Below are 14,609 nucleotides of genomic sequence, written 5' to 3' on the forward strand. Positions count from 1 at the left end.
CTGAATGTTTTTTTGGATATCTCTTACTGTACACAGATTATAATTGCAGTGGAATTATCAACAACAACCTTTATCAGTCGCCCTTAAGGCGTCCTTGAGGCGCTCGTCACACACCCTCTTCATTGCCCGTGTCCGTCCGATAAAGTGGACTGTCATCGAACGGACACGGATACTCAAGCTGACGCCCGGACGAACGCCCCCGGATCCAGGATTATGGTGGTGATTATTCCGCTAAGATCTCCGGAAGAACAGCTGCAAGCACTTACTAAGAGGAATGAGTCCATGACTTATAGAAAATTCGTACTGAAAACAGTAATGGCAGTATTGACGTGTATATCATTGGCTAGTGTGCACCCATCTTTGTTGACAGCTGAATCAGTAGATGACTTCAGTCTTTTGCCTCCCTTTGTCAATGCCGGCATTCCCCCATTGGTGCTGTTGAATGTTTCCAATGATAACCAGCTCTACTTCAACGCCTACCCCGAATACGCAGATCTCACTGGTAACGGAGTACCGGAGAGAGGGTATACGCATGCTTTTGACTATTATGGCTATTTTGATTCGTATAAATGTTATGCATACGATAATTCCAGCGAAGCTGAGCGTTTTACCCCTGCAGGCCCGGTGGATAATGATAAATACTGTAGCGGTGGCCTTTGGAGCGGAAACTTTCTTAACTGGCTGACAATGGCCCGCATAGACACTGTTCGTAAGATTTTATATGGTGGCTATCGCTCAGTTGACACGCCGGATCTGACGGTGCTGGAACGAACCTATCTACCCAATGATGCCCATAGCTGGGTCAGATACTATGACGGGGCTGACCTGGAACAGCTTTCCCCTTTTACCAATGAACCCGCTGCGCTCGCCACAAGTACATCATCGATAATTGTCCCCGATCCGCCCGCTGGTGAACGAAACCAAACAATTTATCGACGAGTATTCAGTATTCCGGACTGGACCCATAACGACGTGCAACTGGGAGATCAACTGCATATTGTCAGCCAAGATGCTGCTTCCGAGACATGGATGCGTGGCGTTGTCAGGTCGACCAATTTTTCCAGTGGAACCTTGGAAGTCCAGATAACAAGCTCTCAAGGTGCTGGAGAAACTTTCAGTGACTGGCTCATATCCAACAATTCCCGTCGCGGGGTCTCTTTCTGTAATACAACCGTGTCATCGACAACCCGCTCACGGGATGTCACTGATCCACCCTTATTGCGTGTAGCACGGGGAGATTACAGTTTATGGACCGCCAATGAGCGTTGGCAGTGCCGCTGGAATGAAGAGGAAAGCAGAACCGGCCATAATGACATGCGCGTAGGCGGAATTAATTTCAGTAATGGTAACGACATTAGTGCTTCTGGACTGTGGTCTAATTCGGAAAATCCGGTACGTAATCAAGTTGGATTGGGGCTTCATGATTATCAGGTCATGGTCGAAGTTTGCAACGCTGATCAGTTAGGCACCGAAATTTGTAAGGCCTACCCTAACGAGGGCAACGATCCCATCTACAAACCGGTTGGTTTGCTCCAAGAATTCGGTACTGAAGCCAGTGATGCGATCCAATTTGGCTTGATGACCGGGAGCTACAGCAAAAATCTATCGGGAGGAGTGCTGCGCAAAAACATCCAACCGTTTGCAGATGAAATCGATCCACAAACCGGACAGATAATAGAACCTGCTTCGGGCGAATCTATAGTCAGGTCGCTTGATGCATTGCGACTGTATGGGTACAACCATTCAACCGGACTTTATGAAAATGCGGGAGATAACTGTGGCGTTGGGGTCCGATTAGACCAAATGACGGACGGCCGATGTATGAATTGGGGTAACCCGCAATCTGAACTTTTTGCTGAAGCCCTCCGGTATTATGCCGGTCTTGCTTGCAACCCGGATTTCAATGTGACCGGTACGGACCGTTTACCTGGTTTACAGAATGCTGTATGGGCAGATCCCCTCTCCGATGAAAACTGGTGTGCGCCCTTAAATGTTGTCCAGTTTAATGCCAGTTTTACTTCCTTTGACAATAATATCGAGCAAGCTGTCTCCGGGTTGGGCTTTGCGAGTGGTGATGTGGGAACTGTTGATGATTTTACCAACCTGGTGGGAGCAGGGGAAAATATTGATGGTCAACAGATTTTTGCAGGCGGCGACAATCGCTTATGTACCGCTGAAGAATTAACCGGGCTGGCGGATTTTGAAGGTATTTGTCCGGAGGCCCCCAATCAACGCGGCACCTACAGTATCGCTGGTTTGGCGCATTACGCATACACGAACAGCATTCGTAACAATCTGACCAAAGACACGCAGTTTGTGAAAACCTATGGGGTGTCACTGGCGCCCGCGGTGCCTCGAATTGAAATTCCCAGACCTGGTGAGACAGTACCTTCTGTCGTGATATTACCTGCGCTTGAAAATGTTGAGGATGGCGGGTTGAGGGGAGCGCTTGCTGATTTTCGGATCATCGATCAGGACATTGAGAATGGTACGGGGCGTTTCTTCATTCAGTGGGATGTGCATGAATGGGGGAGTGATTTTGATATGGATATAAACGGCACCCTGACGTACCAGATCACGGAAGATGACATAACCATTACAACAGATGTATGGTCGCAATCAAGTAGTCGTACAACCGGCTTTGGATATATTATCAGCGGGACCGGTGAAGATGGTTTTCATGCACATTCAGGAATTAATGGGTATAACGGCTCGCACTGCTCTAATTGCCGAATCACCGACGCCCCGACAGAGAGGACATATACAATTGGTGGGGACGTGGCATTGCTGTTGCGAGAACCGCTTTACTATGCCGCGAAATGGGGCGGCTATGATAAAGAGCATACCGGCTTCCCTGATGATCCACTCTCCTGGGACCGTACTGGGGACGGATTACCAGATAATTACTTTTTTGCTACCAATCCAGCGGCATTAGCTACCGGTCTTGCCAAGGTCTTTCGTGATATTTTAAAACGCAGTTCTTCGGGCACCGCGGCCTCGGTTATTTCCAGCAGCCGTTCAGGTGAAGGGGCGATTTATCAGTCCTTATTTTACACATCCCAGACAGATACCCTCGACAATACTGTTCATTGGACTGGCCAGCTGCACAGTTTATTTGTCGACGCTTATGGCAATATGCGGGAAGATACCAACAATAACGGTATCCTTGACATGGAGTCCGATAAGATCGTGGTGTTCAGTGAGGATTCTTCCGGTGGCGTCGTTCGGGCGGTTGCTCATTTATATCTCGACGCAGACGGTACCGGTATATTAGAGGAGGCAACCCTAACCGACACCAATATCGATATCTCTGAGCTGAATTTTATTTGGAATTCCTCGGATTGGCTCAATAATCTTCAAGATATCGATCTTACTATTAATCGCGATCCATATATTTCCAATACAGGTGAGCGATACATCATTACCTTTATTGACAATAATGGTGATATGATGCCTGGTATTGGTGATGTGAAGGCTTTCGTCTCCACCGATGACGATATAATCCCTTATCTCCATGGACTTTCTCCCTTTGATGATACGCTCCTACCCACCGATCTGAATAGTATACGAATAAATGACCCCTTAAGCTATCCTGTTGTCCTGGAAGATTATTTACGAGCCCAAAGAAAAAGAGTTATTGATTATGTCCGCGGCATTGAACAACAGGAGGACACTGTAACATCCAACGGTTATGAATTGACCCTACCGGCCATGCGCTCGCGTCAGTTTGATTATAATCAAGATGGTACCGCGCAAACATGGCGTTTAGGAGACATTGTCTACTCCACGCCGACCGTTGTTGCCACCCCTGCGGAAGATTATGATTTGCTGTACCGTGACAGCAGTTACACCGATTTTTATCGTAAGTATCGCAATCGACGCAATGTGATTTACGTAGGTGCCAATGACGGAATGTTGCATGCTTTTAATGGTGGGTTTTATGATCGCCACACCAAAGGGTTTTACAATAATTATAATCCTTTTTCTGAAGCCGTTTATGAGAATTCATCGACTCAACCGGAACTAGGGGCAGAGCTTTGGGCGTATGTGCCGTTCAATCTCTTACCGCATCTCTATTGGCTCACGGAAGAATCTTATGACCTGAACAAGCATGTGGCCTTTATGGATCTCAAGCCACGAATATTTGATGCCAAAGTATTTCCCCCGAGTGCTACTCATCCCAATGGCTGGGGCACAATCTTGGTTGCCGGGATGCGTTTAGGTGGCGGCACGTTGCATGCTGACACAAATTTTGACAATAGTAAAACCGAAGAACCGGTTATGCGCCCCGCGTTTGTGGTGATGGATATTACTGACCCGGAACAACCTCCAACCATTCTGGCAGAGTTAGCTTTCCCTGATTTAGGCTTCACCACCTCATTCCCAACTGTTGCAATATTCAAAGATCGGGGAGATATTTCACCAGCGCCACCATCCGACCCCAAAAACGACTGGTATCTGGTTATTGGCTCAGGCCCGTATGATAGCAATGCAGGCGGCGCCAGGGGGAGAGCATTGTTTGATGCGACCAGCGATCAGCCGGCTAAAGTCTACATGATTGACCTGGTCAGACTTGCCCGTGGTGAAGGATTGAGGGCTATCGTCGATCCAGGTGAGGGATATGACCCCGTCGAAACAACAGGTGCAGAATCGATCCTCCCTTTTGCCTCGTTGGATGCGAATGCTTTTGTGTCCGATCTGGTGGCAGTTGACTTTGATCTCGATTACCGCGCGGACGCCATCTATTTTGGTACGGTCTCCGGTAACTTCGAGGATGGCTGGGGTGGAAAGTTACGCCGACTAGTATTTCGCAATAACCCTGTCTTCTCTACCTGGGATAATGATTCTGTTCTCATCGATCTGGACAATGTCCACGACGGCCAGCCGATAACAGCTGCCCCAACTATTTCCATATCAATGAATACTATAACAGGACTAGATGACCGTTGGGTATTTTTTGGGACAGGGCGCTTTTTTAATCGAAAAGATGTCGAAGTTATTGAACAACAAACCTACTATGGGATCAAAGAACCAGTCGATGTCGCTGATAACAGCTTTACCTGGATGGAAGTCAACATTGATGATTTACTCGACACCTCGAACGCCCGCGTCTTTGAGGGAGGATCCACTGTTTACACGGATTATGAGGATATTTTTAATACTGAAACGACTTTCGATGATCTCGTAGTGCGAATGCAAATCCAAGATGATTCTAATGCTGACTTTCTTGCTGGTTGGAAATTAAATTTTACAGGACCGACGGAAAGAAATATTGGTCAAGCGGCTCTGCTGGGAGAAATTTTGACCTTCACAACCTACCTCCCCTCGGAAGATGTCTGTGAAATTGAAGGTGAAAGTAATTTTTATGCCTTGTATTTTACCACAGGTACTGCTTTCAAAAGACCCGTCATCGGTTTAACAGGCAACTCTATTACCGAGGGAGAAACAACAGTGTATGAAGTTGCCAGACAGATGTTAGTTGGACGGGGCATGACAATTACACCGAGTTTACACAGAGGCGCTAGAGATGGCAGTAAGGCATTTTTGCAAACAAGTACGGGCGGGATTTTTGATGTAGATATCGACAACCCAGGTTTTACTAAGAGTGGCGCTGTTTCATGGGAAGAGGAGCGATGGGATTAGCCTGATCTGAATGATTAAGTGGTCTGATTCACAACTAATACCAACTCTGAGTGTACTGAGTTTTTAAGCTGAACCCTGAATCCGTGACGGTAGAACTGCTGGTATATCTTGCTGGAATCACCTTGTCATTGCAGAGGAACCCCTGACAAGAACTTTCACCAACCGCCTTGGGGGGCATTTGTTCACGGATCCAGGTCTTTATTTTTCCGATGTGCCCAACCCATACTCCTTGATCTTGCTGAGCAGCGAGGGGTAACTGATTTCCAGCAGTTCGGAGGCCTTGGATTTATTGCCGCCGGTGGCCTGGAGGGCGCGGCCGATGAGGGAGGTTTCCATGATTTTTTGCGCCTGCTTGATGGAAAATGAACCGAGGAAATCATCCAGGCGCCGATCGCCCCGGTGGGTGCCGAATTCGGCGGGCAGGTTTTCCGGCAGAATAACCTTCTTCTCGGCAAGCACCACGGCTCGTTCGATGACGTTTTCCAACTCCCGAACATTACCGGGCCAGGAATGTTGCAGCAGCAGGTTCATGGCTGCCGAGGCAATGGAGGTCACGTCGGAGTCCAGCCGTTGGGCATGGCGTTTGAGGAAATACGTGCTGAGCAGCGGGATATCGCTGCTCCGTTGACGCAGCGGCGGCAGGCGGATGTGGACCACGTTGAGGCGGTAGTAGAGATCGCTGCGAAAGAGTCCCTTATTGACCTCCTCCTCAAGGTTACGGGCGGTGGCGGCAATAATCCGCACATCGACTTTCCGCGGCCTGGAGGCACCGATCGGCTGAACCTCCCCTTCCTGCAGGACCCGGAGTAACTTCACCTGCAGAGACAGGGGCAATTCGCCTATTTCATCGAGAAACAGGGTGCTGCCGTGGGCCTTGACAAAAAGGCCCTCCTTATTGGTATCCGCGCCGGTGAAGGCGCCTTTCCTGTAGCCAAAGAGAATACTTTCAATCAGGTTGTCCGGCAGTCCGCCGCAATTGACGGCCATGAACTGTTGCGGCGCCCGGTGACTCAACTGATGGATACCCTGGGCAACGAGTTCCTTGCCGGTACCACTTTCGCCGGTGATCAAAACGGTGGTGGGATGCGGTGCCACCTTGGTGGCCAGGGTAAAGACATCTTCCATGGCCTTACTGCGGGCCACCATCTTTCCGAAACGACATTCACCGGTCAGAGAGGCCAACTGATGCCGCAGGGTCTGGTTGTCCCGACGCAGGGTCTCCCGCTCTTCAGCCTTGCGCAGGGTCAACTCGATTTCATCATGCTTGAAGGGTTTGGAGATATAGTCATAGGCCCCCAGGCGCATCGCCGCCAGAGCGGTCTCAATGGAGCCAAAGGCCGACATCATGATGATGGTGGCGGAAATGCCGGCGGAAGAAACATGGCGAAGAAATTCCATGCCGTCCATTTCCGGCATGCGGATGTCGCAGAGAATGACGTCCACCGCTTGTTCGCCGAGAACAGTGAGACCTGCCCTGCCATCGGCAGCAGTGAGGACCTGGTAGCCCAACCGTTTGAGCAGGGAGGCGAGCATGTGCCGCATGTTCTCTTCGTCATCGATAATCAGGATCTGTTTGGCTGTCTCCATGGGCGGAAGCGTGAGGTGGAATGATGGTTTTTACGGTGGTGATACACCGGCATTCCGTGGCGAACCAAGTTTCGGTGCCACGGAATGGAGCTTGGATGTACAGATGGTCGAACAAGAGCGATCATTTCTTCTCCAGCAAAAACTGGAGGAATGGAAAAGATGATTGATTATAGCATCGATGGGACAAAACAACAAATCTCTTGAGCGTGGCTCAGCTTCGCTGTGCCTGGCCGTTCGAGTAAAGTAGATTTCATCGAACGTTTACGGGCAATGAAGATAGCGTGGGGAAAATGCCCCAAAGGATGGCTGGTGCAAGGTCTTATCAAGGGTTCAGCTGCTAATATAATATGATTAAAGCATGATATATCCAAAACAAGCGCCCAGTCGTCACGGATTCGGGAGGCAGATTGTCGAGGCGATTCGCACCATGCTACATGCTATTGCTGACCGATGAGCATCATCATCGCGACAATGACAACAAAGGCCGGAGGAACATCAAATCAGGGGATAAACAGAGAGTTCAATGAATAAAAAAAGGAAGCAGACTCTCTTGCCGAGTCTGCTTCCCTGTTACTTTCGTGCGGTGCCGGTCTGGTCACCGTGTTAAGGCGTTGGTGAGACAAGTTACGCCGGATATTTCCCTTCGATATAATCGGTCAGGAAACGATTCTGCACATCACGTTCCTTGATCTGGGCACTGACGATGTCCCCAATGGAGACAAGTCCTTTCAACTCGGATTGCTCCATGATCGGGATATGACGAATCCTGTTCTCGGTCATGATGGCCTGGATGTAATCGATGGAATCCTCTTCGGAGGCGCAGATAATATTTTTGGTCATCACCTCATTGACCCGCTGCAAGGCACAATTTTCCGTACAGCCTTCATGCACTGCCTTGAGGATGTCATTGGGGGCGATGATGCCGACAATGACCTCAGCATCATTGACGACCAGCAAGGAGCCGATCTTGTAGTTGAAAAATTTGGCTGTGGCGGCCATCAGGGTTGCATTTTCATTGATGGTGTACACCTTGCTGCCTTTGACTTTCAGAACATCTTTTACCTTCATATCCGATACTCCTTGGAATGAGGCCCACGGCTCTCATTCGGGTTGGGTTAAAATTGGTGTTCAGGTGTCCATGCTCTTCAAAAGACGACGCTCTCAAACGATCAATGGATATAAACTAATGGCAAATACACAGAAAACAAGGACAAAAGTGCATGTCGGCGCCAGTCTGGAGGGAAGGATATCACTGAATGATTCCTCTGCCTCATGGAAGTACATACTGATGATGAGACGGAGGTAATACCACATGGAAATAATACTGCTGACAATACCAAGAACCGCCAGAGCCACATGCCCGGCACTGATGGCGCTGGTAATGATATAGAATTTACCCATGAAGCCGGCGGTCGGTGGAATACCGGCCATGCTCAGCAAAAAGATGCTGATGGCGGCCGCTGAATAGGGGCGGACCTTAGCAAGGCCTTTGAAATCATCAAAGGTCTTGCGCTTCTCATCAGCTCCACTCAGATAGGAGAGCGCCGCGAAGATGCCCAGGGTTGCCGCTGCATACGCTGCCAGATAAAAGGCAATGACGCTGCCGGAAAAGTCCTGGCTGCTGATAGCAACCAGAGCGATGAGCAGATAGCCGGTGTGGACGATACCGGAGGCAGCGAGCATCCGTTTCAGGGATTGCTGGCCAATGGCGATCAGGTTGCCGACAAACATGGTGAAGATGGAGATGTAGAACAGATAGGTGATCCATCCGGCATGCATGCCGTCGTCGACAACCAGGAAGTTGGCAAAGACCGCGAAGATGGCAGTTTTCAGTGCCGTGGCCATGAAACCGGTGACCGGAATGGGTGCTCCGTCATACACATCGGTGACCCAGGCATGGAAGGGAAAAGCGGCGGCCTTGAACAACAGGGCAACAAGGACGAAGAATGAACCGCCGATGAGCAGCGGGGTCTGCATGAAGCCATTGGCGGCAATGTACTGACCGATCACGGCGAAATTGGTGCTGGTGGTGGCACCGAAGATGAAGGCAACGCCCATGACCAAAAAGGCTCCGGCAAAGGCCCCCAGGACCAGATACTTGAGCACAGCCTCGGTGCTGATGACATTGTCCCGGTTATAGCCGACCAGGACATAGACAGCAAGGGACATGATCTCAAGGGCGATAAAGGCGGTGATCAGCTCGTGGGACATGGTCAGCATCAGCATGCCCGTAACGGCAAACAGAACCAGGCAGTAATATTCTGAGGTACAGAACCGGTTTTCCTTGAAATAAGCCACGGAACTGAGGACCGTGAAAATACCGCTGGCGAGAATGATCAGGCCGGCTGCCTTGGAAAAGGTACTGACAACCAGAATGCTGTTGAAGGTTTCCGAAAACACGGCCACATTTCCGGAAATACTGTTGCTGAGCTGCGTGAGAAAGGCGATGGCAAGGATTGCCGCCGTACTCTGGGCCGCAACTTCAATGGTGAATTTTTCATAGGCTGAGGCGATCATCACGATGATCCCCCCCAGGCCAACGATAATCAGGGGCATTAACAACATTATATCGTTCGTCATGACTGAGATCCGGCCTTATTTCTTTTCAATGGTGAGCTCTGGGAACAGAGCATTGGTTGCAACGGTCTGAGCGACGACCGGGGTGTCCCCGGCGAACTGAAGCGCTGTGGTCGGCGTAATTTTACTGAGAAACGGGTGCGGATAAATCCCCATGATGATAATGAGGAGAATGACCGGCAGAAAGGTCAGTCCTTCCACCAGGGTCAGATCCTTGAACGTTGACGTATTGGGGTTGGTTTTTTCAAAGAAGACCCGCTGGAACATATACAGCATGTAACAGACTCCAATGATCAGCGTGGTCCCGGCAAAAACACCGACCCAGACATTGAACTTGATCGCGCCGAGAATGATGAGAAACTCACCGATGAACCCGCTGGTCCCCGGCAGGCCGACGGAAGCCAGCAGAGCGATGGCGAAAAAGAGAGCAAAGACCGGTGCCTTGGCGGCAATACCACCGAGATCCTCAATGCTTCGCGAATTGGTGCGGGATTCAATCAGACCGACAAAGAGAAAGAGAACGCCGACGCTGGTTGCATGGGCGACAATCTGATAAATACTGCCGGTCAGGGCCTGCATATTCATACAGAAGACCCCGAGGGCAATGATGCCCATGTGGGATGCCGAGGAAAACGCCAGCATCCGTTTAAGATCTTTCTGAGCGATGGCGGCAATACCGCAGTACATCATACCGACGACACCGGAGCAGGCCAGGAGAATGGCAAAGCGGGCCAGTTGCTCGTCAAAGACCGGGACCACAAAACGAATGACTCCATAGACACCGATCTTGGCCATTATGGCGGAAAGTACAAAGGTAGCCGCGGTCGGAGCTTCGGTGTAGGCGTCCGGCAACCAGGTATGAAAGGGGAACAGCGGGATCTTGATGGCAAAGGCGATGATGAAGCAGAAGAAGAACAGAATCGCCGTCTGCCCGGAGAGATTCAGCTTGGCCATATCACTGATGGCGAAACTCCACTCATTGAACTGGGCATGGTAGCTGACGCCAAGATAGACGATGGCTGCCAGCATCAGCAGTGATCCGGCGATGGTGTAGATGGTGATCTTGATCGTGGCCGGTATCCTCTTTGGACCTCCATAGAGACCCATCATGAAGAAGATGGGCAGCAGCATGATCTCCCAGAAAATATAGAAAAGAACCATATCGGCTGCGCAGATGGCCCCGATCATGGCGCCCTGGGCGATGAGCAGGTTGGCGTAGAAACCCTTTTCCCTGGTGGTGAACACCAGATAGACCATGGGCAGCAGCAGGGACGCCGCCATGAGCACGAAAAGGTTGATACCGTCAACGCCAAGGTGATAGGAAATCCCCAGGGACGGCACCCAGGCCAGCTTCTCGACAAATTCCAGGTAGCCGGTGGCAGCGAAGTGCACGTACAGATCAATGCCGAGGATAAGAATCGCCAGGGAGACAAGCAGTCCTGTGATTCTGGCGATGCCCTGGCTCGCGGGAGTCATCAGCAGAATGACCCCCGTGAGAATGGGCAGAAATATCATGACTGATAGAATATGTTCAAACATACGTCCACCTATTCTAGTTCAACGATTGAGAAAGGAACAGGGTCATAAGACTCAGCCCCACGACCATATATATAGCATAGACTCTGACGTATCCGGCCTGGAAGACCTTGAAGGCGTTACCAAGCATCATATACAATCTGCTGGCTCCCTTCACCGGAGCATCGGTCACATTAGGCTCGATGTTCTTCCAGATAGTGGCACCCAGAGCCCGGTAGGGCTGTACCAGGACGCGATCAAAGGCTTCATCAACATAGAACTTGTTATAGGCGAACCGGGAGAAGCCGGAAAATTCAGGTTTGGTTGCTCCCTGGCCATATTTGGACCAGGCCAGTTTCAGACCAACCGCAAAGGCGGCTATACTGGCGACGACCACAAAGATTTCAACGAAAGTAGAGGTGTAGGGATGGACTTCGGTCAGACTTGGTTCGAGCCATTGTGAGACCATCAGGTTGCCGCCGAACACGCCAGGAAGGTTGAAAAAACCGGCGAAGATAGCGCCAACGGCCAGAATGATCAGGGGAATGGTCATGACTGAAGGCGGCTCATGCGCATGGTCGAATTTTTCCTGATCACGTGCCTGACCGTGGAAAACAATGAAGATCATGCGGAAGGTATAGAAGGCCGTCATGGCCGCGACGACAATACCGACAAGCCAGATTCCGTAATGTCCGGTGGCGAAAGCACAGTAGAGGATTTCATCCTTGCTGAAAAACCCGGAGAAGGGCGGACAGCCCGCCAAGGCCAACGCACCGATAACCATGGTGACATAGGTAATGGGCATTTTCGCTTTCAGACCACCCATTTTCCAGATGTTCTGCTCGTGATGCAGGGCATAGATAATGGAGCCGGCGCCAAGAAAGAGCAGAGCTTTGAAAAAGGCGTGGGTGAAGACGTGGAAGATACCGGCGGAATAGGCTGCCACGCCGACACCAGCAAACATATAACCCAGCTGACTGACGGTGGAGTACGCGAGGATTTTTTTGATGTCGTCCTGGTACATGGCAAAAATGGCCGCCAGCAGAGCGGTAAGAATACCGACCCAGGCAATGACGGATCCGGCCAGCTCAACCCCCGCATAGAGGAAGCTGAAGCGAGCAACCATATAGACACCGGCAGTAACCATGGTGGCGGCATGGATCAGCGCGGAAACAGGTGTGGGGCCGGCCATGGCGTCGGGTAACCAGACATAGAGCGGAATCTGGGCCGATTTTCCGGTTGCACCGATGAAGAACAGCAGGCAAACGGCCAGGGCAATACCCGGAGCCAGATTATCAGCATTGACACTCAATGAGAGATAATCGAAGCCACCGGAACCGATGCCCCAGAAAAGAAAGGCCATACCGAGAACAAAGCCGAGGTCACCGATGCGGTTGACGATGAAGGCTTTATTGCCGGCGACGACATTGGCCCGGTCTTCGCTGTAGAAGCTGATGAGCAGATATGAGCACAGACCGACACCTTCCCAGCCGACAAACATGACCAACGGACCGTCGCCGAGAACGAGCACGAGCATGCTGCCGAGGAAGAGATTCATATAGGCAAAGAACTTGCCGTAATTGACGTCGCCACTCATATACCCGATGGAATAAATGTGAATGAGGGTTCCAATAAAGGTAACGAACAGCAGGAACAGGCAGGCCAGAGGGTCAGCGAGAAAGCCCATGGAGACGTTGAATTCACCTACACTGATCCAGGTGAAGACGTCATGGGTCAGGAATCGTGACTCAGGTGGCAGAGCCTTGAGAGCGACCCACACCCTGAGGGCGAGAATGAACGACAGGATCGGCCCGATGCAGGCCAGTATGCCATACACTTTTTCCGGCAGCCTGGTTCTGTTGCAGGTAAAGACATGCAGTAGTCCGATGATGACCGCTCCCATCAGTGGGAAGAGCGGGATCAGACCAAGATAGTTGACACTTAGTTCCATGGAATCACCCTTTCAGCAGGCTGAATACGTTGGTATCGAGCTTGCTTTTATGTTTGTGCAGTAGAATCACCACGGCCAGAGCCAGGGCCGCTTCCGCGGCGGCAACAGCCATCACCATCATCGCCAGTACATGACCGTCCATATGCACATGCAAGCGGGCAAAGGCGATGAGAGCGAGGATACCGGCGTTCAACATCAATTCAATGGACATGAAGACCGTGAACACATTCCGCCGGGCTATGACACCGACTATGCCCAGGCAGAAGAGGATAATGCTCAAAAAGAGATAATTGTGAATCATTTATTCTTCCCCCTTTTTCCGGCAAGCACTACGGCACCGACCAGCGGCACAAGCAGGAGAATGGCAATGAACTCGAAAGGGATCAGCCAGTTCTGGTACAGCTGAATGCCGACCTCCTTGACTCCGCCGAAGTTGTTGCCCACGATTTCGGTGGAAATGTTGGGTAAGGTTCTGACCATCTTGACCATGAACAGTCCTATCGGCATGACGATGATAGCGCCGCCGATGAGATACATCCACTTGGTCTCTTCGTGAGGAAGGTCTTCCGGCTGGATGTTCAGGAACATGATAATGATGATAATGAGCGACATGATAGCCCCGGCATAGACAATCAACTGCAGGGCAAATATCAGTTTGGCGGAGAGTAGTGCATACAATCCGGCCAAGGCAATCAGTGTCACTATGAAACTCATAGCCCCGTTCAAAGGATGCCGGAAAAGCACCAGTCCGGTTGCCCCCAGCACCGCGATGACGGCAAATGTAAAAAACAGCCAATCGGCAAACATGATATCAAGCGCCCCCTTTTTTGTACTCTTCTTCAGTAAACGCACCTTTTGTGGCCAGCAGTTCATCCAGGCCCTTGACAAAAGGTTGCCGCTCTTCACCTATGACGGAATATATCCCGGTGTCCATGCGAATGGCTTCCATTGGACAGGCTTCAACGCAATAGCCGCAATAGATGCATTCGAGCAGGTCGATATCAAACCGCACCGGCATTTTCTCGGATCGGCCATCGGTCCGCTCACCTGCTTCAATCATGATGCATTTGGCGGGACAGTTGGTCTGGCACATATAGCAGGCCACACATTTCATGGTCCCGTCTTCGTGGGTGGTCAACCGGTGACGCCCTCGCCAGCGGACGGGTATCTCCGGTTTGACCTCCGGGTAGTGGCGGACAAGCAGTTTCGAATTGTCGAGGAAATTGGTGATGAAATGGCGGAAGGTCACCGCCATTCCCTTGAAAACCTCAAACAGATAGAGTCGTTCGTAAAGGCTGGAGCCTTTTCGTTCCAGTATTTTTATTTTTGCACTCAT

9 protein-coding genes are annotated in these 14,609 nt (G+C 50.7%); 1 reads left to right on the forward strand and 8 read right to left on the reverse strand.

Translation table 11 applies throughout. The features are described from left to right. The first annotated feature begins 282 nt into the window (after nt 1-282). Nucleotides 283-5,643 carry a pilus assembly protein gene (locus tag JWG43_RS00480; protein WP_205240841.1) on the forward strand — a complete coding sequence of 1,787 codons (5,361 nt, stop codon included), beginning with the start codon at nt 283-285 and terminating at the stop codon, nt 5,641-5,643. Between the two features lie 198 nt (nt 5,644-5,841). Here the strand turns inward: JWG43_RS00480 and JWG43_RS00485 are convergent, their stop codons facing one another. The 8 genes from JWG43_RS00485 to JWG43_RS00520 form a co-directional block, all read right to left on the reverse strand. Then, a complete protein-coding gene (locus JWG43_RS00485; protein ID WP_205240842.1) occupies nt 5,842-7,230 on the reverse strand; it encodes a sigma-54-dependent transcriptional regulator in 1,389 nt (462 codons plus the stop codon). A gap of 624 nt (nt 7,231-7,854) precedes the next feature. Beyond that, nucleotides 7,855-8,298 (reverse strand): CBS domain-containing protein, encoded by a 444-nt coding sequence (locus JWG43_RS00490; RefSeq protein WP_205240843.1) that lies wholly within the window; start codon nt 8,296-8,298, stop codon nt 7,855-7,857. Nucleotides 8,299-8,391: 93 nt separating this feature from the next. Then, nucleotides 8,392-9,810 (reverse strand): NADH-quinone oxidoreductase subunit N, encoded by a 1,419-nt coding sequence (locus tag JWG43_RS00495; RefSeq protein ID WP_205240844.1) that lies wholly within the window; start codon nt 9,808-9,810, stop codon nt 8,392-8,394. Between the two features lie 15 nt (nt 9,811-9,825). Beyond that, complete coding sequence (locus JWG43_RS00500) at nt 9,826-11,346, reverse strand: complex I subunit 4 family protein (protein ID WP_205240845.1); 1,521 nt, start codon at nt 11,344-11,346, stop codon at nt 9,826-9,828. A gap of 13 nt (nt 11,347-11,359) precedes the next feature. After that, on the reverse strand, nt 11,360-13,273 hold the full coding sequence (nuoL, locus tag JWG43_RS00505) for an NADH-quinone oxidoreductase subunit L (RefSeq protein ID WP_205240846.1): 1,914 nt from the start codon (nt 13,271-13,273) through the stop codon (nt 11,360-11,362). A gap of 4 nt (nt 13,274-13,277) precedes the next feature. After that, on the reverse strand, nt 13,278-13,574 hold the full coding sequence (gene nuoK / locus JWG43_RS00510; protein ID WP_205240847.1) for an NADH-quinone oxidoreductase subunit NuoK: 297 nt from the start codon (nt 13,572-13,574) through the stop codon (nt 13,278-13,280). Continuing rightward, a complete protein-coding gene (locus JWG43_RS00515) occupies nt 13,571-14,080 on the reverse strand; it encodes an NADH-quinone oxidoreductase subunit J family protein (protein WP_205240848.1) in 510 nt (169 codons plus the stop codon). Before JWG43_RS00515 ends, nuoK begins: the two co-directional genes overlap by 4 nt. A gap of 4 nt (nt 14,081-14,084) precedes the next feature. Then, entirely contained in the window at nt 14,085-14,609 is a 525-nt protein-coding gene (locus tag JWG43_RS00520; protein WP_205240849.1) for a NuoI/complex I 23 kDa subunit family protein, read from the reverse strand.

The sequence above is a fragment of the Desulfobulbus alkaliphilus genome (genome assembly GCF_016918545.1).
GTDB lineage: Bacteria > Desulfobacterota > Desulfobulbia > Desulfobulbales > Desulfobulbaceae > Desulfobulbus > Desulfobulbus alkaliphilus.